Source organism: Desulfuromonas acetexigens (assembly GCF_900111775.1).
GTDB lineage: Bacteria > Desulfobacterota > Desulfuromonadia > Desulfuromonadales > Trichloromonadaceae > Trichloromonas > Trichloromonas acetexigens.
Window position 1 is genome coordinate 16,325 of record NZ_FOJJ01000008.1, and the last position, 22,931, is coordinate 39,255.

General features: G+C 61.7%; 27 protein-coding genes. 22 read left to right on the forward strand and 5 right to left on the reverse strand.

What is annotated here, in order from left to right; translation table 11 throughout:
* The first annotated feature begins 12 nt into the window (after positions 1 to 12).
* The 5 genes from trmB to BQ4888_RS05640 are packed head-to-tail and all read left to right on the forward strand — an operon-like array spanning position 13 to position 4,670.
* Positions 13 to 717, forward strand: coding sequence for a tRNA (guanosine(46)-N7)-methyltransferase TrmB (gene trmB, locus BQ4888_RS05620; RefSeq protein ID WP_092054781.1), 705 nt, complete (start codon positions 13 to 15; stop codon positions 715 to 717).
* On the forward strand, positions 710 to 1,906 hold the full coding sequence (gene truD / locus BQ4888_RS05625) for a tRNA pseudouridine(13) synthase TruD (RefSeq protein ID WP_092054784.1): 1,197 nt from the start codon (positions 710 to 712) through the stop codon (positions 1,904 to 1,906). The genes trmB and truD overlap by 8 nt, the downstream gene beginning before the upstream one ends.
* Before the next feature lie 60 nt (positions 1,907 to 1,966).
* The gene (locus BQ4888_RS05630; protein ID WP_092054786.1) at positions 1,967 to 2,299 is read left to right on the forward strand and encodes a DUF4212 domain-containing protein; all 333 of its coding nucleotides are present in this window, start codon (positions 1,967 to 1,969) and stop codon (positions 2,297 to 2,299) included.
* Positions 2,300 to 2,308: 9 nt separating this feature from the next.
* Positions 2,309 to 3,832 carry a sodium:solute symporter family transporter gene (locus BQ4888_RS05635; RefSeq protein WP_092054789.1) on the forward strand — a complete coding sequence of 508 codons (1,524 nt, stop codon included), beginning with the start codon at positions 2,309 to 2,311 and terminating at the stop codon, positions 3,830 to 3,832.
* A gap of 49 nt (positions 3,833 to 3,881) precedes the next feature.
* Entirely contained in the window at positions 3,882 to 4,670 is a 789-nt protein-coding gene (locus BQ4888_RS05640; RefSeq protein ID WP_092054791.1) for a sugar phosphate isomerase/epimerase family protein, read from the forward strand.
* A gap of 210 nt (positions 4,671 to 4,880) precedes the next feature.
* Here BQ4888_RS05640 and BQ4888_RS05645 read toward each other — a convergent pair whose 3' ends face one another.
* Positions 4,881 to 5,333, reverse strand: coding sequence for a universal stress protein (locus tag BQ4888_RS05645; protein WP_092054794.1), 453 nt, complete (start codon positions 5,331 to 5,333; stop codon positions 4,881 to 4,883).
* 290 nt (positions 5,334 to 5,623) lie between these two features.
* Between BQ4888_RS05645 and BQ4888_RS05650 the strand changes: the two genes are divergently transcribed.
* Together BQ4888_RS05650 and BQ4888_RS05655 are read left to right on the forward strand one after the other, a co-directional pair.
* Positions 5,624 to 6,406 carry an IclR family transcriptional regulator gene (locus BQ4888_RS05650; protein WP_092054795.1) on the forward strand — a complete coding sequence of 261 codons (783 nt, stop codon included), beginning with the start codon at positions 5,624 to 5,626 and terminating at the stop codon, positions 6,404 to 6,406.
* A 126-nt stretch (positions 6,407 to 6,532) separates the two neighbouring features.
* Positions 6,533 to 7,330 carry an alpha/beta hydrolase gene (locus tag BQ4888_RS05655; protein WP_170232969.1) on the forward strand — a complete coding sequence of 266 codons (798 nt, stop codon included), beginning with the start codon at positions 6,533 to 6,535 and terminating at the stop codon, positions 7,328 to 7,330.
* On the opposite strand, the gene coaE is transcribed toward BQ4888_RS05655, so the two are convergent.
* Entirely contained in the window at positions 7,305 to 7,898 is a 594-nt protein-coding gene (gene coaE / locus BQ4888_RS05660; RefSeq protein ID WP_092054800.1) for a dephospho-CoA kinase, read from the reverse strand. The genes BQ4888_RS05655 and coaE overlap by 26 nt on opposite strands.
* Before the next feature lie 138 nt (positions 7,899 to 8,036).
* Here coaE and BQ4888_RS05665 point away from each other — a divergent pair, with 138 nt between their 5' ends.
* The 3 genes from BQ4888_RS05665 (at position 8,037) to BQ4888_RS05675 (ending at position 11,605) form a co-directional block, all read left to right on the forward strand.
* The gene (locus tag BQ4888_RS05665) at positions 8,037 to 8,609 is read left to right on the forward strand and encodes an isochorismatase family protein (protein WP_092054803.1); all 573 of its coding nucleotides are present in this window, start codon (positions 8,037 to 8,039) and stop codon (positions 8,607 to 8,609) included.
* 67 nt (positions 8,610 to 8,676) lie between these two features.
* Entirely contained in the window at positions 8,677 to 10,275 is a 1,599-nt protein-coding gene (locus BQ4888_RS05670; protein WP_092054806.1) for a HEAT repeat domain-containing protein, read from the forward strand.
* Positions 10,265 to 11,605, forward strand: coding sequence for an HD-GYP domain-containing protein (locus BQ4888_RS05675; RefSeq protein ID WP_092054808.1), 1,341 nt, complete (start codon positions 10,265 to 10,267; stop codon positions 11,603 to 11,605). The genes BQ4888_RS05670 and BQ4888_RS05675 overlap by 11 nt, the downstream gene beginning before the upstream one ends.
* An 81-nt stretch (positions 11,606 to 11,686) precedes the next feature.
* Here the strand turns inward: BQ4888_RS05675 and BQ4888_RS05680 are convergent, their stop codons facing one another.
* Together BQ4888_RS05680 and BQ4888_RS05685 are read right to left on the reverse strand one after the other, a co-directional pair.
* Positions 11,687 to 12,253: a HEAT repeat domain-containing protein gene (locus tag BQ4888_RS05680; protein ID WP_092054811.1), complete on the reverse strand. Its 567-nt coding sequence runs from the start codon at positions 12,251 to 12,253 to the stop codon at positions 11,687 to 11,689.
* A 94-nt stretch (positions 12,254 to 12,347) separates the two neighbouring features.
* The gene (locus BQ4888_RS05685) at positions 12,348 to 12,776 is read right to left on the reverse strand and encodes a PAS domain-containing protein (protein ID WP_092054814.1); all 429 of its coding nucleotides are present in this window, start codon (positions 12,774 to 12,776) and stop codon (positions 12,348 to 12,350) included.
* Positions 12,777 to 12,979: 203 nt separating this feature from the next.
* Here BQ4888_RS05685 and BQ4888_RS05690 point away from each other — a divergent pair, with 203 nt between their 5' ends.
* The 10 genes from BQ4888_RS05690 (at position 12,980) to BQ4888_RS05735 (ending at position 19,507) form a co-directional block, all read left to right on the forward strand.
* Positions 12,980 to 13,201, forward strand: a complete 222-nt coding sequence (locus BQ4888_RS05690; protein ID WP_092054816.1) for a hypothetical protein — start codon at positions 12,980 to 12,982, stop codon at positions 13,199 to 13,201.
* A gap of 12 nt (positions 13,202 to 13,213) precedes the next feature.
* Complete coding sequence (locus tag BQ4888_RS05695; RefSeq protein WP_092054819.1) at positions 13,214 to 13,672, forward strand: iron-sulfur cluster-binding oxidoreductase; 459 nt, start codon at positions 13,214 to 13,216, stop codon at positions 13,670 to 13,672.
* 2 nt (positions 13,673 to 13,674) lie between these two features.
* Positions 13,675 to 14,226, forward strand: a complete 552-nt coding sequence (locus BQ4888_RS05700; protein ID WP_092054821.1) for a hemerythrin domain-containing protein — start codon at positions 13,675 to 13,677, stop codon at positions 14,224 to 14,226.
* Positions 14,226 to 14,906, forward strand: coding sequence for a hypothetical protein (locus BQ4888_RS05705; RefSeq protein ID WP_092054824.1), 681 nt, complete (start codon positions 14,226 to 14,228; stop codon positions 14,904 to 14,906). Before BQ4888_RS05700 ends, BQ4888_RS05705 begins: the two co-directional genes overlap by 1 nt.
* 163 nt (positions 14,907 to 15,069) lie before the next feature.
* Positions 15,070 to 16,704 carry an ABC-F family ATP-binding cassette domain-containing protein gene (locus BQ4888_RS05710; protein WP_092054827.1) on the forward strand — a complete coding sequence of 545 codons (1,635 nt, stop codon included), beginning with the start codon at positions 15,070 to 15,072 and terminating at the stop codon, positions 16,702 to 16,704.
* A 3-nt stretch (positions 16,705 to 16,707) separates the two neighbouring features.
* On the forward strand, positions 16,708 to 16,908 hold the full coding sequence (locus BQ4888_RS05715; RefSeq protein WP_092054829.1) for a YwbE family protein: 201 nt from the start codon (positions 16,708 to 16,710) through the stop codon (positions 16,906 to 16,908).
* Between the two features lies 1 nt (position 16,909).
* On the forward strand, positions 16,910 to 17,566 hold the full coding sequence (locus BQ4888_RS05720) for a methyltransferase (protein ID WP_092054832.1): 657 nt from the start codon (positions 16,910 to 16,912) through the stop codon (positions 17,564 to 17,566).
* Positions 17,567 to 17,893: 327 nt separating this feature from the next.
* On the forward strand, positions 17,894 to 18,298 hold the full coding sequence (locus tag BQ4888_RS05725; RefSeq protein ID WP_092054835.1) for a hypothetical protein: 405 nt from the start codon (positions 17,894 to 17,896) through the stop codon (positions 18,296 to 18,298).
* Positions 18,299 to 18,339: 41 nt separating this feature from the next.
* Positions 18,340 to 18,552, forward strand: coding sequence for a hypothetical protein (locus BQ4888_RS05730; protein ID WP_092054838.1), 213 nt, complete (start codon positions 18,340 to 18,342; stop codon positions 18,550 to 18,552).
* Positions 18,553 to 18,730: 178 nt separating this feature from the next.
* Entirely contained in the window at positions 18,731 to 19,507 is a 777-nt protein-coding gene (locus tag BQ4888_RS05735) for a carbonic anhydrase (RefSeq protein ID WP_092054841.1), read from the forward strand.
* A gap of 164 nt (positions 19,508 to 19,671) precedes the next feature.
* On the opposite strand, the gene BQ4888_RS05740 is transcribed toward BQ4888_RS05735, so the two are convergent.
* Positions 19,672 to 20,163, reverse strand: coding sequence for a single-stranded DNA-binding protein (locus BQ4888_RS05740; RefSeq protein WP_092054843.1), 492 nt, complete (start codon positions 20,161 to 20,163; stop codon positions 19,672 to 19,674).
* Between the two features lie 257 nt (positions 20,164 to 20,420).
* Between BQ4888_RS05740 and BQ4888_RS05745 the strand changes: the two genes are divergently transcribed.
* Both BQ4888_RS05745 and BQ4888_RS05750 read left to right on the forward strand, forming a co-directional pair.
* Entirely contained in the window at positions 20,421 to 21,122 is a 702-nt protein-coding gene (locus tag BQ4888_RS05745) for a lysophospholipid acyltransferase family protein (protein WP_092054846.1), read from the forward strand.
* Positions 21,119 to 22,810, forward strand: coding sequence for a ribonuclease J (locus BQ4888_RS05750; RefSeq protein ID WP_092054849.1), 1,692 nt, complete (start codon positions 21,119 to 21,121; stop codon positions 22,808 to 22,810). Before BQ4888_RS05745 ends, BQ4888_RS05750 begins: the two co-directional genes overlap by 4 nt.
* The last annotated feature ends 121 nt before the right edge of the window (positions 22,811 to 22,931 follow it).

A 22,931-nucleotide genomic window follows, 5' to 3' on the forward strand; every position in this document is an offset into this window, starting at 1 on the left:
AGGACCACCCGCATGACCCAGAGGATGATCGAAATCACCTCCCCCATTTTCTTCCCCCTGCCGCGCGCCCCCGAAGAGGGCATGGACCTCTCCGCGCTCTTTCCCGAAAAGCGGCCGCTGGCCCTGGAAATCGGCTGCGGCATTGGCGACTTCATCGTGCAACTGGCCCGTCTGCGGCCGGAGCTGAATTTTCTCGCCATCGACATCTACAACAAGGGCTGCCTCAAAACCTGCAACCGCATCGAACGGGCAGAGCTGAGCAACGTCCGGGTGCTGCGCGCCGAGGCCCGCTACCTGCTGACCCACTATCTCCCCCCGGAAAGCCTGGCGGCGATCTATATCAACTGCCCCGATCCCTGGCCGAAAAAACGTCACCGCGACCGGCGCCTGGTGCGACAGGAATTTCTGCAAACGGCCCTCTATTATCTGCGCCCCGGCGGCGACTTCTATTTCAGCACCGATTTCCAGGATTACGCCGAGGATGTCGCCGCGCTGCTGCCGGAGATGACCGGTTACGTCAACGTTCTCGACCAACCGCTGGTCACCGAGTTGCCCGGTTATCCCCTTTCCAAATACATGCGCCGCTTCCTCCAGCAGGGGCAGCCGATCCATTTCATCCATTACCGCCGGGATCCGCACCTGCCGCCGGAGGGTGTCGCGCCCCCGACCATCGACACCGGTTTCCGACTCCATTGGAGGCGCGTCGAACATGCCTAGTTATCTGACTGCCAAGGTTCCCGGCACCGGCGGCACCATCAAAGAATCGCCCGAAGATTTCCTGGTTGAGGAATTGCCCCTCTACACCCCCTGCGGCGAGGGGGAACATCTCTACCTGCTGGTGGAAAAAGAGGGGATCACCACCCACGAACTGCTGCATCGTCTGGCCAAGGCGCTGGGGCTGCGCGAACGGGATATCGGCTACGCCGGGCTCAAGGATGCCCGGGCCACCACCCGGCAGACGGTCTCGGTCACCGGCGTCACCCCGGAGCAGGCCCTCGATCTGCAACTGAACAACATCCGCGTGCTCGACGCCCGCTTTCACCGCAATAAGCTGCGTCTCGGCCACCTGGCGGGGAACCGTTTCACCCTCCGGCTGCGCCAGGTTAAGGACGGTGCCCTGGAACATGCCCTCGACACCCTGCACATTCTGCAGCAGACCGGCGTCCCCAACCGCTTCGGCGAACAGCGCTACGGCGTCCTCGGTAATTCCCATCGCATCGGGCGGGCACTCTTGCGGCGGGATTTTCCCGAAGCCATCCGCGAGATCATCGGCGATCCTGCGCTTATCGCCAACGAACGCTGGCGCAGTGCCGCCGAAGCCTTCGGCCAGGGGGATCTCGACGGGGCGCTGGCCGCCTTTCCCGGCCGCTTCCGCGACGAACGGGCGCTCCTGCATGCCCTGCGCGACGGCAAAAGCCCCGAGGCATCGCTGATGGGCTATCCCCGCAAGCTGCTGCGCCTCTATCTGTCGGCCTACCAGTCCCATCTCTTCGATCGGGTGCTGGCCATGCGCCTCGATTCCATCGATCTCCTCTGGCCCGGCGACCTGGCCTATAAACATGTCAACGGCGCCTGCTTCCTGGTGGTCGACCCCGCCGCCGAGCAGCCCCGCGCCGACGCGATGGAAATCAGCCCGACGGGACCGATGTTCGGCTTCAAGATGACCCCGGCACAGGGGCAGGCGGGACTGCTCGAACAGAGCCTGCTTGACAAGGAAGGGTTGAGGCTGGAGAATTTTCGTCTATCCGACGGTCTCGGCATGGAGGGGGAACGGCGGCCGCTACGGGTGCCGATCGAAAACCCGACGGCGCGCCGGGAGGGGGAGGATCTGCTCCTCGAATTTTCCCTGCCGCGCGGCAGCTATGCCACGGCGGTCCTGTACGAAATCGTCAAAGACGCCCCCTGAGACGTCCGCCGACATTTTCCGCCCGCGCCCGACCGGCGGACTGAGCACCAGGAGCGAGCCATGACCGACACCCCGCCGCCCCGCCCGACGCCCAATCCCGATTATCGGGTCAACTTCTTTCGCCCCCGCCCCGGCTACCTGCGCCAGAAGGTTCGCTACACCTGGGTACTGCTCATCAGCTGGGCCTTCTTTACCCTGGGCTTCCAGTTTCTGCTGCTCTTGACCCAGGACACCCCGGAAGGGGACAGCCTGATCACCGAAACGATTCTCTTCGGCTTTCCGCTGCATTACTGGTTTTCCGGCCAGTTCCTCATCGTCTGGTTCATCCTTCTCTGTTGTCTCTTCAATCTCTTCGTCGACCACCTGACGCGCATCCACCGCCAACGCCGATAGGAGACCGCCATGCCCAGCGAAGGCATCAAACTCGCTCCGGCCCTGCTGCTGGCCTGCATCCTCGCCCTGTCGCTTCTGGTCGGCCTCGCCGGCCGCACCAGCAAAGGCGCCTATTATCTCGTCTCCGGCCCCTCCATCGGGCGCGCGGGGATCGGCGCGGCGATCGCCTCGAACTGGATGAGCGCCGCTTCCTTTCTCGGCATCGCCGGCATCTTCTACCTGCAGGGCTACATGGCCTTCGCCTATGTGGTCGGCTGGACCGGCGGCTACGTTCTGCTCCTGATCCTGATGGCGGCCCAGATCCGCCGTTTCGGCAAATACACCGCCCCCGAATTTGTCGAAGCCCGCTACGATTCCCCTGCGGCCCGCTGCCTGGCGGCGACGATCACCATCCTCATCACCCTGATCTACTGCACCGCCCAGTACAAGGGGATCGCCCTGGTCTTTTCCTGGATCTTCGGCCTCGACTACACCCCTTCCCTGCTCCTCGGCACGGCCGTCGGCATTGGCTATCTGGTCCTCTCCGGAACCCTCGGCGCCTCCCGAAATCAGCAGTTCCAGTACGGCATCCTCATCCTCTGCTTCATCATCCCGCTCATGGTCATCGCCAAAAAGCTCGGCTATTTCTGGCTTCTACCCCAACTCGGCTACGGCCGCGCCCTCTGCGAACTGGGGCAGGCGCCGCACCATCTCTCCCTCGCCCCCTGGACCTCGGGCACGCCTTATGAGTGGATCGCCCTCTGCTTCACCCTGATGGTCGGTACCGCCGGACTGCCCCATGTCCTCTCCCGCTTCTACACTGTCCCCAACCTGCGTGACGCCCGCTGGAGCGTGGTCTGGGGGATTTTCTTCATCGGCCTGCTCTACTGGAGCGCGCCGGTCTATGCCATCCTCGCCCGCATCGCCCAGGGGAGCGCGGCGTCACCGACGGACCCGGAAGCAACTCGCGCCCTCGCCGACCTCATCGTCCTCAAGGCGGGGGAATGGGCGGGACTGCCCTCCTGGCTCATCGGTATCATCGCCGTCGGTGCCGTCATCGCCGCCTTTTCCACCGTCACCGGCCTGCTCATCACTGGTGCCGGGGCCTTTTCCTACGACATTTACCACCGCCTGATCAATCCTGCCGCCGACGAAAAGAAACGCATGTACGTGGCCAAGGGCGCCACCTTGGTTCTGGCCTTGCTGGTGGTGGTGCTGGCGGCCAATCCGCCCTGGCTCATCGCCCAGATCACCGCCGTCGCCTTCGCCTTGGCCGGAAACACCCTTTTTCCCGTCTTCCTCCTCGGCATCTGGTGGGACCGCACCAGCAAACAGGGCGCCATTGCCGGCATGCTCACCGGCTTGGCCGTCACCTTCGGCGCCCTGCTCCTCGGCCCCCTCGTTCCCGGCCTCAGCATGATCCTGCCGGCGACCTCCTCGGCGCTGATCGGCGCCCCCCTGGTGATTTTGGTGATGATCGGCGTATCGCTGGCGACCCCGCCGCCGTCGGAAGAGATCCGCCGCTTCCTGGCCGAGGAAGTCCACGCTCCCTGAGGCGGGGGCACAGCACAGAAAAAGAACAACGTTCTATTTTGGATTTTCCATGAAACTGGTCTTGTCGGCGGGCAGCCTCTACACGCTCCCCCTGGAAAAAATCTTTGAGCTCGCCCACGACACCGGATTCGACGGCGTCGAGGTGATCATCAATTACGATTTCCAGTACCAGGACAACCGCGCCCTGCTCCTCGACCTGGCGGCAATCCTGCCGATCCGCTCCCTGCATGCGCCCTTCATGGAACTGGATGGCTGGGGCAACAAGATCAATCAGACTTTGCGCACCGCCGAACTGGCCCTGGAATCGGGCATTCCCCTGATCAACTTCCACCCCCCCAGCTGGCTCGGCTGCGAACTGAAATTCTGGAACTGGCTCAAGCGCCTCGACGACTGCCAGCGGGACATCGGCCGCGACCAGGTCATCATCACCATCGAAAACATGCCCAGCACCGGCCCTTTCGGGGTCAATCCCTACCTGCTCGGGCAGACCGAGCGACTGATCCGCTTCATGGAAGAGCACCACCTCTACCTGACCTTCGACACCGCCCACATGGGCTCGTCCAAAGCCGATTTCCTCGGTGATTTCCACCGCCTGTACGATACCGGCCGCATGCGCAACATCCACTTTTCCGACTTCGGCCACGGCCGCGAACATCTGCTCCCCGGGCGCGGCATCCTCCCTTTGACCCGCTTCCTCAACCACCTGCGGGAAACGGGCTACAACCAGGCCCTGACCCTGGAGCTCTCCCCCCACGAATTCCCCAAGGAAGAAGAAGGGATCCGCGCGAGCCTGGCGGAACTTTTAGAGTATTTGCGGAAGGAGACGAAGGGAGTTTGAGGAACGAGGAACGAGGAACGAGGAACGAGGAACGAGGAACGAGGCGTGAGGTGAAGATAGAGTGTTAGTGGTAAATCCACGTTAAATCAGGCTGAGCAAAAATGCCCAGATGCAAGGCGCCCGAAATTCGAGGAGTGAGGCGTACCGGAAGGTACGTCGCAGCGACGAGGATGAGGGCAACGCCGCAGATGGGCGTTTTTCCTCAGCCGCCTAGCGCACGATGTAGACGGAGCAGCGGGCCTGCTCCGCAATCCGACTGGAGACGCTGCCTAACAGCGCGCGCTTGACCCGGCCGGCGCCGGAAGAGCCGATGACGATGACGTCGATCTCTTCCTGTTCGGCAAATGACAGGATCTCGTCGGCGGCTTCACCGTATACGACCTCGACCTGTAGAGGAATGCCGGCCTCGGCGGCGGCTTTTTCCACGACGTAAAAAATCCGCTTACGTTTTTCTTCCCAGTCGGGACGCTCGGTTGCGGGGGGGGAGGGGAAAAAATCGGTAAAAGAAGGGGCCCTGGTTCCCGGAATAACGAGAATGGCGTAAATTTTGCTTTTGAACGGAGGTCCGGCAACGCTCGCCAGGCGCACGGCCTCCTCGGCCGCCTTGTCCGACTGGGGGGAACCATCGATCGCCACCAGGATTTTTTTGCCGGGGTTGAGCATAAGAGAAGTCCGTTCGGCCAGGAAATGTTGAGCGTCAGACTAGCCCACGCGGGTCATTCTGTCAACCGCACCCCAGGGAGAGCTCGGACCGAAATTGTTTGGTTGCTGACCAATAGAGTTGACTTTTGTAAAACGTTATTTTATATTCCCCCAAACGCTGGACCAGGCGGATTCGTTTGCCCACAGACCCAGATTTCGCAATATTTCCCATAATGCTTGACATGCGGTGCGAAATTTATAAGATGAGGGCGCATTTTGCTCTGTAATTCACCGGAGAAAGAACGTACGACATGGCGAAAAAAGAAAAATCCGAATATATTATCCAAGCCGTCTCCCACGCCCTCGACCTGCTCGAACAGTTCCACGGCGAGGTTGACGAGTTGGGCGTCACCGAACTGAGCAAGCGTCTCAAGCTGCATAAAAACAACGTTTTTAGGCTGCTTGCCACCCTTGAATCCCGGGGCTACATCGAGCAGAACCGGGCGACGGAAAACTATCGCCTCGGGCTCAAGTCCCTGGAACTGGGGCAGACCTTCATCAAGCAGATGGGGCTGCTGCGCCAGGCCAAGCCGATTCTCGAGCGGCTGGTCGGTGAGTGCAACGAGACCTCCTACGTGGCGATCTTCAAGGAAGGCTACGTGGTCTACCTGGACGTGGTCGAAACTGACCTGACCGTGCGGGTGGTCTCCCGCGTCGGCTCACGGCTACCCGCCCACTGCACCGCTTCGGGCAAGGTGCACCTGGCCTACATGACCGAGGAAGAGATCCTCGCTCTCATCCCGCAGCGGGAGATGAAGCAGTTCACGACGACCACCATCACCGATCGCGACGAGCTCGTCAAGGAACTGGCCCTGGTCGCCGAGCGCGGCTACGCCATAGACAACGAAGAGATGGATCTGGGCGTGCGCTGCGTGGCCGCGCCGATTCGCGACTATACCCGCCGCATCGTCGGCGCCGTCAGTATCTCCGGCCCGTCGATGCGCTTTACCGACGAGCGCATCGAAAAGGAGTTGATCCCTCTGGTCATCAAGGCCGGAGACGATCTCTCCACCCGGCTGGGCTTCCACAAGTAACCCCAGGCTTCCCCACGCCCCGGAATCGCCATCGCGCTTCCGGGGCGTTTCATTTTGGCCTTGCCGACGGCAATTCGCCCTGCCGCCGGCCTGAACGTTCAGGATTCCATCCCCAGGGGAGAGCCCTTGCCCGAAGAATCCGCAGCCCCCCCCGCCATCAAGCTCCCCGCCCCACCCGTATGTCCTGAAAACCGCCCCTTCCTTCTCGAACCGCAACAGCCTCCCAAAGGCGCGGCGCTGCTGGTCCACGGCTTCACCGCCAGCCCCTGGGAGATGCGTCCACTCGGGGAGGCCCTGGCCGCTGCCGGTTATCTGGTGCGGTGCGTACTCTTGCCGGGACACGGTACGACCGTCGCCGACCTGGCCGCTCGCCGTTACGAGGAATGGCTGGCGGCGGTGCGGGAGGGATACGGGCAACTGGCGGAAACCGGCCTGCCCGTCTTCGGGGTCGGCATGAGCACCGGTGCCTTGTTGCTGCTGGCCCTGGCCGAAGAGGAAAAATTCGCTGGGCTGGCCCTGCTCTCCCCCTTCTTGCGCCTGCGCCACCGCCTCGCCCCCCTGGTCGGGCTGCTACGCCATGTCAAACGCCACCAGCGGCGCCGGCTGCCCGAACATCTGGCCCCTTATTACTACGACCAACGCCCCCTGAACGGCATCCATCAGATCCGCCGCCTCATCCGCCGGATTGAGCCGACCCTTGAGAGCATCCATACCCCGGTTCTGGTGCTCACCGCCCTGGGGGACCGCACCGTCGACGCCGCCAGCGCCCATCGCCTCTATCAGCGGCTGGGCAGCCCGCGCAAAGGACTGCACCAGTTCGACGCCGAGATCGGCCATGACCTGGCGACCCGGGGGAATCCCCGCTGGGAGGAAACCCGGAAGCGCATTCTCGATTTTTTCAGCGGGCTTCCCGCAGGCGCGTGAAGAGTTCCCGAACTGCTTGCTCGGCCGCTTCCGGTCCCTGGGAATTATCGATAACGTAGTCACTGCGGCGGACCTTTTCCGCCAGGGGCATCTGGGCGGCGATACGGGCCCGGGCCGCCCCTTCGTCGACGCCGTCCCGGGCCATAAGGCGGCGCAGTTGGGTCTCGTCATCGGCGGTGACGACGAGCACGGCGTCGACCCGTCCCTCGGCCCCGGCCTCGAAGAGGAGCGGCGCTTCATAAACCACCAGGGGGGAGCGGGCGGCCAGTTCCCGCAACCGGGTTTCGGCCAGGGTGGCGATGGCCGGATGCATGAGGCCGTCAAGATCCCGCCGCGCCTGGGGATCGGCGAAGATGATGGCGGCCAGCGCCGGGCGGTCGAGCCCGCCGTCCTCGCGCAGCACTGTCGCGCCGAAGCGCTCGGCCAGGCGCGCCAGCAGCGGCGAGCCGGGCGCCACCACCTCGCGCGCCAACTCGTCGGCACTGAGAACAGTCGCCCCAAGTTCACGAAAGATTTTCGCCACGCTGCTCTTGCCCGTGGCGATGCCGCCGGTTATACCGAGAATCATGAAAACGCCCCCCGTCGCGGCCGGAGTCCGGCTCCGGCGTAAATGGGGTGATCTTAGCAGGCCGTTCCGGCCGGAGCGAGTCTTTTCCGGTGTCGCGGCCGACCGAGAAATGCCTCTTGCGCGAAAAGGAGAAAGATTATGACCGAGAGACGTGAACGACTCTGGCTGAACCGGGAAGGCACGGTCCTTGTGGTAGTCGACGTGCAGGAACGACTGGCGCCGGCCATGCCGCCGGAGGTGCTGGAGCGGGTGGTGAAAGGGATTAGAACCCTCATCGACGCGGCGGCCCTCCTCAAGTTGCCGGTCATCACCACCGAGCAGTATCCGGCGGGAATCGGCCAGACCATCGCCGCCCTGGCCCCCGGCGAACAGGGAGAACTGGTGGAGAAAACGAGCTTCAGCTGCTGCGGCGAACCGGCCTTCCTCGCCGCCCTCGCCCGTCACGACGCTCGACGGGTGCTGCTGGTTGGGATGGAAGCCCACGTCTGCGTTTTTCAGACCCTCCTCGACCTCCGTGCCCATCATTACGACGTGCACCTGGTGCGGGACGCCATCTGTTCCCGCCGCAAATCCGACTACCGGGCGGCCCTGCATCTCGCCGACGCCGCCGGAGCGACCCTGACCACGGTGGAGATCGCCCTCTTCCAGCTCTTGCGCCACAGCCGCGCGCCGGAATTCAAGGCGGTCTCGGCCCTCATCAAGCAGCGTTGATTATTTTCCCGCAAACCCTTATGCTGAAAAAGTTATTAAACCCCAGCGCGACAGGAGACAGCAGACCGTGGCCGGACCGACCCTGACAACGGAATATCTCGAATCGGCCCTGCGCGCCCTCGATGTCCTGCTCAAGGCGACGCGCTTCTACCCGCCCGGCCATCCGGCGCTGAAGACCGCCGTCGAACAGGCTCTGCTGCGTTTCGCCCCCCTGCTCATGGGGCGCGAATCCATCCTCTTTTCGGTACATAAAGAAGGCTTTCGCGTCGACGACACACCGGTTTCCAGCGACCGCCTGGTTCTGAAAAGCTTCGCCGTCCAGCTTTTTGCCCGCCATGTCCGCAGCCTGATGATTCTGGCCGACCTGTCGGCCCGCGACCTGCACGCCTTCGCCCGTACCCTGGCCAAAGAACCGGTGGAAATCCAGGAAGCGGGGGGAGCGCAGGGGCTGCTGCAAGCCGCCGGCGTTTCCACCATCTGGATCAACGAAATCGATCTTTCCTCGGTACTGAGTCGCAAAGAGGAGATCGAAAGCCACCGCCCCGAGGAAACCATTGGCGGCGGGGACGAGACGAGCCCCGAAGCGGGAATGCAGGAAGGAGCCCCGGTTGCGGCCGCCCCCGCGTTGCCGGAGACCCGCGATCTGGAGGCGCTGCTGCGCGATCTGGAGCGGACCGAGTCGGACCAGCACTTCGCCGTTCTTGCGCAGGAACTTCAGCCAGCGCTCCTCGCTCACCTGCATGACGAGGGTGCCCATCTGGTCATTCGCGCCCTGCAACTGATGCGCCGCTATGGGGAAGATCCCAAACTATCCTCCAGCCGGCGACGCACCGCCCAGGAGACCTTGGATACCCTCGGCCGCGAGGATGTCTTTGACTTCCTTATCCATTGCCTGTGCCACAACCCGGATGTTCGCGAATCCCGGGAGCGCCTGCTGTCGCTCATCGCCAGCTTCCCCGGCAAGATCGAAGCACCCCTGATGCGCCATCTGGCCGGCGAAGGGGACGCCCAGGCACGCAAGGTGCTGGGTACGGCCCTGATTCGCCTCGGCGCCACCGCCGCCCCGGTCCTGACCGACTACCTCAGTGATGCGCGCTGGTTCGTGGTGCGCAATGTGATGGTCATCCTCGGTGAAATCCGCGATCAGCAAACGACGGCGCAGATCGTCCCACTCTTGAACCACGAAGACATTCGCGTGCGGCGGGAAACCCTGCGCGCCCTGACCAAGATCGGCGGCCGCGGCGCCGAAAGCAATCTGATCCGCATCCTTGAAAATGACGATGCGGAAATGCGTCGCCAGGCCATCCTCTCCCTGGGTGCGCTCAAATCGGCCCTGGCCCTGCCGGCCCTGACGGAGTTGGCGAGCCGCAAGGAGAACAAAGGAGTCTCGCAGGAAGAGCGTAAGGAAGCGATCGTTGCCTTGGGTCAGATCGGCGCGGCCGAGGCGCTCCCCTGCCTGGGCGGTATCCTCAAACGACGCCGCTTCTGGTTTGGCGACAGCGATGAGGAACTGCGTGAAGCCGCCGCCGCGGCCCTCGGCAAAATTTGCGATGAGCGCAGCCTGACCCTGCTGCGCGCCGCCGTCGATGACCGTTCCCCGGCGGTGGCACGGGCCGCGCGCCTTGCTCTCAACCGATTGGAGAAAGCCCTGAACCATGCAACTTGACCAGCTGAAAAAAATCATTTACGGCATGAGTGGTGTTCACAAGGGGCTGCGTCTCTACCCGGCGGCCCATCCGGCCATCCAGCAGCAGGCGCAAAATCTGGCCAAGGATTTCCTCGCGGCCTTCCAGAAGAAACCCCGGATCAGGCTGGGCATCCTGGAAGATACGCTCTTTTTCGAAAAACACATGTTTGTGCTCAGCGAACCGGCGATAGAAGAGGTCCGCACCCTGATCGCAGAACGGGGACTGGAAGGGCTCGAATTCGAAGTGGGGCTGAGCGCCCAGGAAATCCAGCGCTTTTTCCAGATCCTGCACGAATCGGAGGTCGGCGGCGAGGCCTTGGCCCAACTTCTCACCGACCAGGGCATCACCCACATCCAACCGGTGGTGCTGGAAACCCAGGAAGCCGACGAACGGGCGGAACCGCCCCGAAAAATCTACCAGCGCGCCCTGACCGTAGTCAGTCATATCTTCAACGACGTGCGTATGGGGCGCATCCCCTCGACCGCTGAAGCGATCGAAGTGGTCGGGAGCATGGTCCGCTCGACCCTCTCCGAACCCCACGCCCTGCTCGCCCTCTCCCTGCTCAAGGACTACGACAACTACACCTTCACCCACTCGGTAAATGTCTCGGTCATCGCCCTGGCCGTCGGTCACGCCTGCGGACTGTCCGAAGAAAAGATGCGCACCCTGGGGCTCGGCGCCCTGCTCCACGATATCGGCAAGCTGATCATCAACAAGGACATCATCAACAAGCCGGGGCGCTTGACCGAAGCGGAATACGAAGAGATCAAGAAGCATCCGGCTTCCGGCTCGGTGATCGCCGGGCAGATGGAAGGGATCAGCGAAGAGGTGGTCGACATCATCCTCGGACATCATCTCAATTACGATCGCAGCGGCTATCCCGCTGACGCCCGAGGCCGAAAGATTTCTCAGCTGGCCGATATGGCGACCATCGCCGACACCTACGACGCCATGACCACCCTGCGTTCCTACCAGCGCCCGGTGACGCCGCGCATGGCCGTCAAAAATCTGATGGACCTCTCCGGCACCACCCTGCATCCGATACTGCTGCAAAAACTCGTCGATTATCTCGGCCCCTACCCCGTTGGCAGCCTGGTGCGTCTCGACAGCAACGAACTGGCGGTGGTGACCAAGGTCGGAGATCGGCAGGGGGGAAACTCCGTCGATCTGAAGATCATCACCACCAGCGAGGGCAAGAAACTCCCCCAACCGACCCTCGCCACCCTGTCGGGCGCCGATCTCGCGCGCATCATCGCCGAGGTCGATCCCGTCGGGCGGAACATCGAAGTTACCGAATATTTCGACTGACGCCACCAGAAATCTTCCTCTTATAATGCAAAAAAGCCGGCAAAAGCCGGCTTTTTCGTTTCTGTTTTCCCTCGGATTCCGTTAAAGCTCCAGCTGCCCCAAGGCCCTTGTCGCCTCCCGGCGAACCCCGGCGTTTTCATGCCCCAGCCGGGCGATGAGAGTCTCCTCGGCATTTTTGCAGCCGATCGCCCCAAGGGAACGGATCGCCGCCTTGATCAGTTCAATATCCTGTTCGTCAAGGAGCGCGGTCAGATGGGGGACGAGGCGTGGGTCGGAGAAGTGGCCGAGGGCTTCGGCGGCGTGGACCCGCACCGCCGGATGGGTATCCCCCAGACATTGCACCAGATTGCCCATGACCTTGGGATTTTTCTTACGCCCCAGCACCTGAACGGCGGTGGAGCGAATATCTTCGTCAGGAAAGCTCAGCGCCGCCAGCAGCGGCGGAAAGACCTCGACGGAATTGATCCGCTCCAGGGCCAAAAGGGCCTTGACCCGCTGCCCCCGGCTTCCCCGCTTGAGCAGATCGAGAATCTCGGTCAGGTCGAGGGCCGACTCCAGCGCATCAAGGGCCGAAGCCGCCGCCTGGCGCACCCCTTCATCCGGATCCTTGAGTCTTTCCCGCAGCGCCTGTTTGCGATCTTCCAACATTTATTCGATTCCACTTTCCCGGCCACAGGCCTCATTTCAAAACCGTGCAACATCCCAGTGACATTAGCAAAACCTGACCCGCAGCGCAATCATTTCATTTCCGCTCCGACTCCAGGACCGCGATCCTTTCCTTGAGCTCCTTTTCCCGTTGCCACTGGGCGCTCACATCCCGGAGAATGGCGGCAACCCCCAGCGGCTGCCCGGACTCATCTTGCACCAGGACAATGGAAAACTCGCTGGAGAACTGCTCGCCGTCCCCCTTGAGGGCCGGAACCCGTAACAACTGACGACCATAACGGGTTTCGCCCGTCGCCATCGTCTGATGATAGCCCTGCCAATGGCGCGCCCGCAGCCGTTCGGGAATGATCAGATCGAGCGAACGCCCCAGCGCCGCCTCTTTCGCCACCCCGAAAATCCACTCCGCCCCTTCGTTCCACAGCTGGATGACCCCCTCGTGATCGGCGAACATGACGGCATCCGGCGCTTTCTCCACAATGATTTCCCGCAGTCTTTCTTCGTTCATGTCGGCATCTCTCCTCTATTCCGGGCGTTTTAATTTATATCCAAGGATAGCAGAAACCCTGCGGCATTTCGCTTGTCTGTCCTCTTTCCCGGAGAAAAGATGACAATTTTTATCGGGCTTTTGACCTCGGTCATGTTTTGCTTCGCGCTCTTTGGCTATGCTGGCCTCACGATCACGACGGAAAGGACGAAAGGAGCCCGACCATGAATCTGCCTGAGGAAATCGGCAACCAGCCGATCAATAAAACCATCGAACAGCATCCGCGCATCGGCGAAATCCTGCAGAAGTACGACATCGGCTGCGTCACCTGCGGCGTCGGCATCTGCCTGGTCAAGGATGTGGTCTCCATCCACGCCTTGGGCGATGAAACCGAAGCGAAAATCGAAACGGAAATCCGCGACTATCTCGCAACCCTCGACGCATAAAGGAGAATCCCCATGAATAAACTCGCTTGCGGCTGCCCCGGCAGCCATGTTCAAACCATCGAGCGCAACGAAACCAACACCAACGCAGCGACCGGCCGTCTGCCCAGCGAACTGCGCCAGTGGCCGACTCAGCTGCATCTGGTGCCGCCAAGTGCCCCCTGGCTGCAAAATGCCCACCTGCTCATCGCCGCAGACTGCGTCCCCTTTGCCTACGGCGACTTCCACCGCGACTTCATCAAGGACCGGGTGCTGGTCAACGCCTGCCCGAAACTGGACGACACCAGCCCCTACGTGGAAAAGCTGGCGGCGATCATCCGTCAGAACGATATCCAGTCGATCACCGTCACTATCATGGAAGTTCCCTGCTGCCGGGGACTCGGCCTGATGGCCCAGGAAGCGGTCAAACAATCGGGCAAGGATGTGCCCCTGGAGATCGCGGTCATCGGCATCGACGGAACCCGGAGGAGTTGACCATGAAAACGAACGTCACTCAAGTGATGATGGAGGAGCACCAGCTGATTCTGCGCATGATCGCCCTGGTCGAAAAGAACGCCGGCCGGGTGGCGCGGGGCGAGTTCCGCAACTGGCGCTTTTTTCTCGACGCCGTCGACTTCATCCGCAACTATGCTGACCGTTTTCATCACGCCAAGGAAGAAGATGTTCTCTTTGCCGCCCTGGTGAAGAACGGCATGCCGGAAAAGCAGTCCCCCATCGAAGCCATGCTCATGGAACATGACGCCGGTCGCGCCCATGTGCGAGGGATGGAGAAAGCGGCACGCCAGGCGCTGGACGGGGACGAGAGCGATATTCCGTCCCTGCTCGAACACGCCCGGGGCTACGCCGAGCTGCTGCGCGGCCACATCGATAAAGAAGACACCATCCTCTACCCCCTGGCCGAGCGGGTTCTGCCGGAGGATCTCCGTCCGGCCATGCTCGACGCCTACCAGGCCGCCGAGGGCCGCACGCCGGAGTTGGCCGAAACCTACCGGCAGATGGTGGAAGACTACGAAAAGGAGACAATCTGATGATTTTTCGCGCCCTGATCCTTTTGGCGCTGCTCTTGGCGGCGGGGCCGGTCCTGGCCGGTCCCATGTCGGCAGTCACCTGCCACTGTTTCACCGACCGCAGCTACGACGCGGCCCGTCCCGAGGCGGCCGACGCCTATTATCTGGCGGCAACCCAGAACACCTTCTTCGCCCAGCTTTTCAAGACCGAGAAGAAGCTGCTGGTGCGCGGCAAGCAGAAAGGGATGCTCATGGCGGACTTCTGGGTGGCCCATTATGTCGCCGAACAAACGAACAGCTCGGCGGAGACGTTGCTGAAAGCGCGCTACGAGCACCCCAACTGGAGCGCGACTCTGGCGGCTCAGGGGATCGACGGCCAAGCCTTGGAGCTTTTTTTCGCCAACGCCCTCGCCTCGGAAGCCTCGGGCACCCAGCTCGACCGGGTGATCATCGATGAACTGCTGCCGCGCCACGGGGTGCTGACCAAAGAGGATATCGCCCCATTGCGCCAGGGGGGCCTGGAAAATCAGGAGATGCTGATGGTCGCCCTGCTGGCGAAAAAGACCGGCAAACCGGCGCAGACGATCGCCCAGGAAAAAAAGGATAGCGGCAAGAGCTGGAGCGGACTCTTCCACGAAGCCGGCATCGACATCGCCCGCATCGACACGGAAATCACCACGCTGCTGGGCACACTCGGCTAGAACAACTCGGGAGCTGGTCTAACCGAGCGAGTATTTCATCCGCCTAAAAAGATCAGCGAATCGCGCCTTTACTCTCCACTCCATTAATGCTATAAAGCCTCACCGTGAATCGCCGGGTTGTCCCGGCGGTTCTTTTCTTTTTTTACGCGAGGAAAGCAAAAACATGATCAGCGCCCACAATATCGCCCTGGCCTACGGCAAGCGGGTGATTTTCAAAGACGTCAACATCAAGTTCACCCCCGGCAACTGCTATGGTCTGATCGGCGCCAACGGCGCGGGGAAATCGACCTTTCTCAAGATCCTCGCCGGGCAGTCCGAAGCCGACAAGGGAGAGGTCATCGTCAGCCCGGGCGAACGCATCGCCATGCTGCGCCAGGACCAGTTCGCCTTTGACGAGGAGACGGTCTTTCATACCGTCATCATGGGGCATAAACGCCTTTTCGAAGTGATGCGCGAGCGCGAGGATCTCTATGCCAAAGGGGATTTCAGCGAGGAAGACGGCATCCGCTCGGGCGAGCTGGAAGCGGAATTCGCCGAGATGAACGGCTACGAAGCGGAAGCCGAAGCGGCGGTGCTCCTCGACGGTCTCGGCATCCCCGAGGAATTGCGCCACAAGCGGATGAAGGAGCTGGAACCGGGGGACAAGGTGCGGGTACTCCTCGCCCAGGCCCTGTTCGGCAATCCCGACATCCTCTTGCTCGACGAGCCGACCAACCATCTCGACCTGAAATCGATCGCCTGGCTGGAGGATTTCCTCTTCCGCTTTCCCAACACGGTCATCGTCGTTTCCCATGACCGCCACTTTCTCAATCAGGTCTGCACCCATGTGGCCGACATCGACTTCGGCAAGATCACCGTCTACGTCGGCAACTACGATTTCTGGTATCAGGCCAGCCAGTTGACCCTCAAGCAGAAGCAGGACGAAAACCGCAAGGTCACCGACAAGGCCAACGAACTCAAGGAGTTCATCCAGCGTTTTTCCTCCAACGCGAGCAAGGCCAAGCAGGCGACCTCGCGCAAGAAGCTGTTGGAAAAGCTCACTGTCGAGGAACTGCCGGTCTCGTCGCGCAAATACCCCTTCGTCGTCTTCAAGCCCGAGCGCCCCTGCGGCGACATCATCCTTGAAATCAAGGGACTGTACAAAAAGATCGACGGCGTCGAACTCTTCGGCGGCCTCGATCTCTTCGTCAACAAGGGGGACAAAATCGCCTTCGTCGGCGCCAACGCCCTGGCCAAGACCACCCTTTTCCAGATTCTCGCCGGCGAACTGGAACCGGACGCCGGCAGCTGCCGCTGGGGGGTAACTATCACCCCAGCCTACTTCCCCAAAGAGAACAGCCGCTATTTCGACAACGATCTCAACCTGATCGAATGGCTCTGCCAGTTTCCGCCCTGCGACGGCGAGACCTTCGCCCGCGGCTTTCTCGGGCGCATGCTCTTCTCTGGCGATGAAGCGACGAAAAAAACCCGCGTCCTTTCCGGCGGCGAGCGGGTGCGCTGCATGCTCGCGCGGATGATGCTCAAAGGGGCCAACGCCCTGGTTTTCGACGAGCCGACCAACCACCTCGACCTCGAATCGATCACCGCCCTCAACAACGGTCTCATCGCCTTTTCCGAAGCGATCCTCTTCACCTCCCACGACCATCAGTTCATCGAAACCCTGGCCAACCGCATCGTTGAATTTTTGCCGGAGGGCTATATCGACCGCGCCATGAGTTTTGAGGAATACCTGGAGAGCCCCGAAGTGGCCCGCGAGCGGGAACGGCTCAGCCCGGACCACGCCGACCTGAAGCTCTAGACCATGGCCGGCGAAACGCGCGCGGATATCGCGCCCGGCATGACCGTAGCGATCGTGCTGAAAAAGGATCAGAAGAGCGGCACGCTGACCTGGGGCGTGGTCAAGAACCTGCTCACCAGCGCCCCCTATCATTCGCGGGGGATCAAGGTGCGTCTGGAGGATGGGCAGGTGGGCCGGGTTCAGATCATCGGAGAGCCCGACTGAAATGAATCGCGCCTCCCGCAACCGGCTGACCACCCAACTGCTCCCTCAGTTTCCCGGGAACAACCTTTTCGATCGGGTCGCCCGCGCCTGTTGCCGGGCGGGCTGCCTGCCACGCAAGGAGTTGTTCGAGGCCTGGGAAACGGCGCGGCGGACGCGGCGGCGGCTGCGCGGAGGGCGGGTGGTCGATCTGGCCTGCGGCCACGGGCTGCTCGCCCAACTGCTGCTTTTGCTCGACGACAGTTCACCGGAAGCGCTGGCCGTGGACCTGCGCCTGCCGGCGAGCGCACCCCGACTGGCGGCGGTGCTCGGCGAAGACTGGCCGCGCCTGGCGGGGCGGGTACGGTTCATCGAAGCCGACCTGAATACCGTCGAACTTTCCGCCGACGATCTGGTCGTTTCGGCCCACGCCTGCGGCGGCCTCAGCGATCAGATTCTGGACCGTGCCCTGGCCGCCCGCGCCCGGCTGGCCCTGCTCCCCTGCTGTCACGACCTCAAGGGCGCCGACCTCGGCGGCCTGCACGGCTGGCTCGACGGCTCCCTCGCTCTCGACGTGCTGCGCGTCGAACGCCTGCGCCGCGCCGGCTATCGGGTCCACACCCAGACCATCCCCGGCGACATCACCCCGAAAAATCGTCTACTGCTGGCCGAGCCGCGCTGACGGCGGCCCGCCGCCCCCCATCTCCCTTCCCGCCTCTCCACAAACCCCTGCCGTCTGCTGCCGGCCGAAAAGGTTTCCCCTCAAGCTATCGGTATCTTTTATCCGTGGGAGGGTGTAGTATTAAGCATTGATCCGCCCCCCACCCCACCCTCGCCCCTCTTCCCCTTCACTGCCGTAATGAACTGAGTTTACGGTCTGAAGCGGCCCGTTGCCTGCCAACGGGTGTTCCAAGCATGCCAATTGGTCAAGCTTGCCCCTTAGATTCCGATCAGCATCCCGGTTTTTATCGGCCATCCTTCGGCTAGTTGCCAACCAGGGAGTTACACGATGCGAAAACCCACGTTTTCCCAAGGCAAAGCGATCGAAACCCGTTGTACCAAATGTCGCAAGGTCACCTCTCACCTTATCCTCGCCATGAACGAATCCACCCCGGGAAAGGTTCTCTGCAACATCTGCGGTCGCCAACATGATTACCAGACAAACGCCACAACCCAGAAGACCGCCGTGCGGCAAAACAACCAGCTCAAGGCCGCCGAACGCAAGGAGTGGGAAGAGTTGCAGCCGACCATCGCGAACGGCGAGGCAACGGATTACTGCATGACCTCCCATTACAAAATCAGATCGCTGATCAGTCATCCGACTTTTGGCTTTGGCTTTGTCCAGCGCATTGTCGGTCCGCAAAAGATTGAGATTCTTTTCGAGGGCGGCAAGAAAACCATGCGCTGCAAATAAGCCTTAGCATTTTCACGAGGAGAGAGATCCAGGAGGCCAGGATGGAAATCTGCGCGCTTTGCGAAGAGCAATCGCGAAAAACCCGCAACGGAAAACCCCACGAGTTTTTAGTAAAAATCGATTCCCTGCGAAAGTTTAACGGGGTAAACCCGCGTGGCTTTGAAGAACAGGATTATCAATGCCTGACCTGCAAGGCAAAATTTACCCAGAGTACCGACAAGAACAATCTCGCCTGGACCCTCTGGCAGGGGTGAGGATTTCCGGCATGTATTTCGACAGGGTGCATAACGGACGGAAGCCAGGATCGGCCGGGGACTCTGAGCAAGTCGCGCCAAAAACTTAGCCATATCTCATTTTTATTATTTTTTTTCTCCGTAACTTTCGCTATCATTCGGCAGCTTTTCCCGAGACCCATTCAACAGGAGGAAGAAAATGAAAAAAGTGTGTATTGTGCTTTCGGTGGTAGCGGCGATGCTCTTGGCAAGCGGAGCGCCGGTGCTGGCTTCGAGCACGGCGAAAAAGCCCTCCCCCGACGAAGCCATCGCCATGCTCAAAGCGGGGAACCAGCGTTTCGTCTCCGGGCAATCGGCCCACCCCCATATCGACGCCAAGCGCATTGCCCAGGCCGCCAAGGAAAACCAGGGGGACCACGCCTACGCTACGATCATCAGCTGCTCCGACTCCCGCGTTCCCGTCGAAGCGATCTTTGATGCCGGCATCATGGACATTTTCGTCATTCGCGTCGCCGGCAATGTTGTCGATACCGACGAAGCCGGTTCCATCGAATACGGCCTGGCCCACGTCAACACCCCGGTGATGGTGGTTCTCGGCCACACCCAGTGTGGCGCGGTAACCGCTGTAACCCACGCCCTGCACGGCGAAGGACACGCTCTCGAGCGCAACATTCCGACCCTGGTCGATAACATCGAGCCAGCAGTGAAGCGCGCCGGCCAACAGTATCCCCAGGTTCACGGCGATGCCATCATTCCCTACGCCATCGAAGAAAACGTCTGGCAGGCCATCGAGGACCTCTTCCGCGAAAGCCCGGCGACCCGCGAAATGGTCAAATCAGGTAAAGCCAAGGTCGTCGGCGCCATGTACGTGCTCGAAACCGGAAACGTCGAATTCCTGCCCGAGGAAAAGGTGCAGAAAATCCTCGCCCGGGTCGAGTCCTCGCGCAACAAAGCCATGGACGCCATGGCCCACTGATCAAGACAATCGCTTCACTTTCTGCACGAAAAAAAAACGCCTGACGACCGGAGCATTCCCGGCCGTCAGGCGTTTTTTTATCCCATTTCCCAACCTTCCCCCCCAAAAAAAACGCAACCACAGAGGGTTGCGTCTTAAAGTTTACAGTTTGAAACGACCGGTTGCTAAAACGGGATGTCGTCATCGGGATTGAAGGGCGGATCGGCGAAGTCTTCGTAGGCCGGGGTTGCCGGGGTTGAGCGCTGGGCCTGCTGGGCCGGGCGACTTTCCTGGCGGTTGCCGCCCCGGGGAGCATAGCCGCCTTCGCGCTGGCCACCGCCTTCGTCGCCGCGCCCGCCGAGCATCTGCATCTGGTCGGCGACGATTTCGGTGATGTAGCGCTTGTTGCCATCCTTGTCGTCATAGGAGCGGGTCTGGATTTTCCCCTCGATATAGACCTGCTTGCCCTTGTGCAGATATTTGCCGCAGATCTCGGCCAGTTGCCGCCAGGCAACGATGTTGTGCCACTCGGTCTTTTCCTGCTGCTGACCTTCGCGGTCCTTGTAGCGCTCGGACGTGGCCAGGGAAAAGGTCGCGACGGCAGCCCCGGAGGGGGTATAGCGAAGCTCGGGATCCTTGCCGAGGTTGCCGACGAGGATGACTTTGTTAACGGACATATGATTCCTCCTTACACGCGGTAAAACGAACGAACGCAAAGCTCGCCAAAACAGGTAAGCATGATACACGGTGAAGATGGGGAATTAAAGCTCTTTCTCCACGCTCCCCAAGACGACGGCGCCTGCGAACATGGAGGATTAAAACCTCCTTCCCGCCGGGAACATGGCGCTTTCAGCAAAGCCGCGAAAAGGTTTGACTCCCTCTGCCGGTGCCACTAAACTAACCTATTCGAGCATTTGCGGAGACTTATCAATCCATGATTCGTACCATTTTTTATTTCGCCACCCTCATCCCCTGGACCCTGTTCGTCATCGTCACCGGCGTTCCCCTGTCTTTCATCAGCCCTGACTATCTGCACAACTACGCACGGCTCTGGGCCAGGGTCGGCTTGCTGCTGGCCGGGGTGCGGCTGAAGGTCAGCGGCCAGGAGCATCTGCGCGCCGGCCAGCCGGTCATCTATATGTCCAACCATGCGAGCAATTTCGATATTCTGGCGCTTTTTGCCGGACTGCCGGGACAGTTTCGCTGGCTGGCCAAGGAAGAACTCTTTCGCATTCCCCTGTTCGGCTTGGCCATGCGCCGCGCCGGCTACATTCCCCTCGACCGTTCGGACCGCAGGAAGGCCCTGCACAGCATGACCGAAGCGGCCAAGCGCATCCGCGACGGCGCTTCGGTGGTGATCTTTCCCGAAGGCACCCGCTCCGCCGACGGCATCCTGCAACCTTTCAAGAAGGGGGGCTTCCTGATCGCCCTCAAGGCCGCCGTGCCGGTGCAGCCGGTAGCGATTTCCGGGAGCTTCGCGATCATGCCCAAGACCAGCCGCCGGATTCACGGCGGGCTGATCGAGGTGCGGATTCTGCCGGCCATCGCCACCGCCGAATTGACCTCCGCCGACACCGAGAAGCTGCTTGCGACCGTGCAGGAGCGGATCGCGGCAGCCCTGGAGGCTTGCCCATGAGCACTCTCGCCCATTCTCCCGAACTGCATCCCGACGCCCTGCGCATTCTGCCCCTCGGTGGGCTGGGCGAAATCGGGCTGAACCTGATGGTCCTCGAATGCCGGGGGGATTTGCTGCTCATTGACTGCGGACTGATGTTCCCCGAGGCCTACATGATGGGGATCGATCTGGTCATTCCCGATGTTTCCGCCCTGGCCGGGCGGGAAGCGGATATCCGCGGCTTGGTTCTGACCCACGGCCACGAGGACCACATCGGCGCCATCCCCTTTCTTTACGAAACCCTCGGCTGCCCGCCCATCTACGGCACGGCCCTGACGCTGGGGCTGCTGCGGGGCAAGCTGGAGGAGCACAAGCTCGCCGGTCGCGCCCGCCTGGAGACGGTTTCCCCCCGCCAGAGCGTTCAGCTTGGGGTTTTTGCGGTGGAATTCTACCGCGCCGCCCACTCCATCGTCGACGGCGCCGGCTTGATCATCCGCACCCCGGCGGGGACAGTCATCCATACCGGCGACTTCAAGCTCGACCAGACCCCGGTGGACGGCGAGCCGACCGACCTCCCCCGACTGGCCCAGTGCGGGGAGGAGGGCGTGCTGCTGCTGCTGGCCGACTCGACCAACATCGAAAAGGAAGGCTACACCCTCTCGGAGCGGGTGGTCGGTGAGGCCTTTCAGCAGATCCTCCCTCAGTGCAGCGGCCTGGTCATGGTCGCGACTTTTTCCTCCAATATCCACCGCATTCAGCAGGTAGTGGATGCGGCCGTTGATTGCGGGCGCAGCGTACTGATCAATGGCCGCAGCATGGTGACGAACACCGACATCGCCCGCAAACTCGGCTATCTGAACATCCCCGATTCGGCTCTCATCGAGCTGCGTGATCTGCGGGACATCCCCCGCGACCAGGTGCTGGTCATCACCACCGGCAGCCAGGGGGAACCCCTCTCGGCCCTCGCCCGCATCGCCATGGATGACCATAAGCAGCTTTACCTGGAGCCGGGGGATACGGTCATCCTCTCGTCGAAATTCATCCCCGGCAACGAGAAGGCCATCTCCGACCTGATCAACCACCTCTACCGGCGCGGCGCCGAGGTCTTCTACGAGACGACGAGCGAGGTTCATGTCTCCGGCCATGCCAGCCAGGAAGAACTCAAACTCGTCCATTCCCTGGTCAAGCCCCGTTATTTTGTGCCGGTGCACGGCGAATACCGGCATCTGGTCAAACATGCGCAACTGGCCCGGCGCATGGGGGTGGCGCCGGAACACGCGGTCGTCCTGGAAAACGGGCAGCCCCTGCTGGTTTCGGAAAACGGCCTGCGCCTCGAAGAACGGCTGGAGAGCGGACGGATTTTCGTCGACGGCAAGGGGGTCGGCGATGTCGGCGTCATGCAGCTGCGCGACCGCAGCCATCTGGCCAATCACGGCATGGTCATGGTGATTCTGGCGATGAACCAGAAAACCGGCGAGATCCTCTACGGGCCGGAGATCCACAGCAAGGGTTTCGTCACCGAGGACGAAAGCGGTGAATTCATGGAACTGGCCCGACAGGCGGTGTGCGACACCCTCGCCGAACACAGCCTGGCCATGCTCGGCGACTGGGAGGAATTGCGGGTCGAGGTCCGCAAAACCCTGCGCCGCTTCTTCAACCGCACCATCGAACGCCGGCCGATGATCCTGCCGGTAATTCTGGAACTTTAACCGGGCGGGTCACGAACCGTTCCGCCGTCGGGGCCTCCCGGTGTGCGCCCAGGGGGAAACGCATTATGCATCGCCTTGTACGGGCGCAGCATGCTGCGCCCCTGCGAAGAGAAGCGTATTC

Coding starts and splice junctions, on each gene's coding strand:
- BQ4888_RS05750 (WP_092054849.1), top strand. CDS start 21,119: ATGAGCACTCTCGCCCATTCTCCCGAACTGCATCCCGACGCCCTGCGC.
- BQ4888_RS05650 (WP_092054795.1), top strand. CDS start 5,624: ATGGCGAAAAAAGAAAAATCCGAATATATTATCCAAGCCGTCTCCCAC.
- BQ4888_RS05725 (WP_092054835.1), top strand. CDS start 17,894: ATGCGAAAACCCACGTTTTCCCAAGGCAAAGCGATCGAAACCCGTTGT.
- BQ4888_RS05645 (WP_092054794.1), bottom strand. CDS start 5,333: ATGCTCAACCCCGGCAAAAAAATCCTGGTGGCGATCGATGGTTCCCCC.
- BQ4888_RS05735 (WP_092054841.1), top strand. CDS start 18,731: ATGAAAAAAGTGTGTATTGTGCTTTCGGTGGTAGCGGCGATGCTCTTG.
- coaE (WP_092054800.1), bottom strand. CDS start 7,898: ATGATTCTCGGTATAACCGGCGGCATCGCCACGGGCAAGAGCAGCGTG.
- BQ4888_RS05640 (WP_092054791.1), top strand. CDS start 3,882: ATGAAACTGGTCTTGTCGGCGGGCAGCCTCTACACGCTCCCCCTGGAA.
- BQ4888_RS05730 (WP_092054838.1), top strand. CDS start 18,340: ATGGAAATCTGCGCGCTTTGCGAAGAGCAATCGCGAAAAACCCGCAAC.
- BQ4888_RS05710 (WP_092054827.1), top strand. CDS start 15,070: ATGATCAGCGCCCACAATATCGCCCTGGCCTACGGCAAGCGGGTGATT.
- BQ4888_RS05685 (WP_092054814.1), bottom strand. CDS start 12,776: ATGAACGAAGAAAGACTGCGGGAAATCATTGTGGAGAAAGCGCCGGAT.
- BQ4888_RS05720 (WP_092054832.1), top strand. CDS start 16,910: ATGAATCGCGCCTCCCGCAACCGGCTGACCACCCAACTGCTCCCTCAG.
- BQ4888_RS05715 (WP_092054829.1), top strand. CDS start 16,708: ATGGCCGGCGAAACGCGCGCGGATATCGCGCCCGGCATGACCGTAGCG.
- BQ4888_RS05675 (WP_092054808.1), top strand. CDS start 10,265: ATGCAACTTGACCAGCTGAAAAAAATCATTTACGGCATGAGTGGTGTT.
- BQ4888_RS05700 (WP_092054821.1), top strand. CDS start 13,675: ATGAAAACGAACGTCACTCAAGTGATGATGGAGGAGCACCAGCTGATT.
- BQ4888_RS05745 (WP_092054846.1), top strand. CDS start 20,421: ATGATTCGTACCATTTTTTATTTCGCCACCCTCATCCCCTGGACCCTG.
- BQ4888_RS05705 (WP_092054824.1), top strand. CDS start 14,226: ATGATTTTTCGCGCCCTGATCCTTTTGGCGCTGCTCTTGGCGGCGGGG.
- BQ4888_RS05665 (WP_092054803.1), top strand. CDS start 8,037: ATGACCGAGAGACGTGAACGACTCTGGCTGAACCGGGAAGGCACGGTC.
- BQ4888_RS05740 (WP_092054843.1), bottom strand. CDS start 20,163: ATGTCCGTTAACAAAGTCATCCTCGTCGGCAACCTCGGCAAGGATCCC.
- BQ4888_RS05695 (WP_092054819.1), top strand. CDS start 13,214: ATGAATAAACTCGCTTGCGGCTGCCCCGGCAGCCATGTTCAAACCATC.
- truD (WP_092054784.1), top strand. CDS start 710: ATGCCTAGTTATCTGACTGCCAAGGTTCCCGGCACCGGCGGCACCATC.
- BQ4888_RS05690 (WP_092054816.1), top strand. CDS start 12,980: ATGAATCTGCCTGAGGAAATCGGCAACCAGCCGATCAATAAAACCATC.
- trmB (WP_092054781.1), top strand. CDS start 13: ATGACCCAGAGGATGATCGAAATCACCTCCCCCATTTTCTTCCCCCTG.
- BQ4888_RS05630 (WP_092054786.1), top strand. CDS start 1,967: ATGACCGACACCCCGCCGCCCCGCCCGACGCCCAATCCCGATTATCGG.
- BQ4888_RS05635 (WP_092054789.1), top strand. CDS start 2,309: ATGCCCAGCGAAGGCATCAAACTCGCTCCGGCCCTGCTGCTGGCCTGC.
- BQ4888_RS05680 (WP_092054811.1), bottom strand. CDS start 12,253: ATGTTGGAAGATCGCAAACAGGCGCTGCGGGAAAGACTCAAGGATCCG.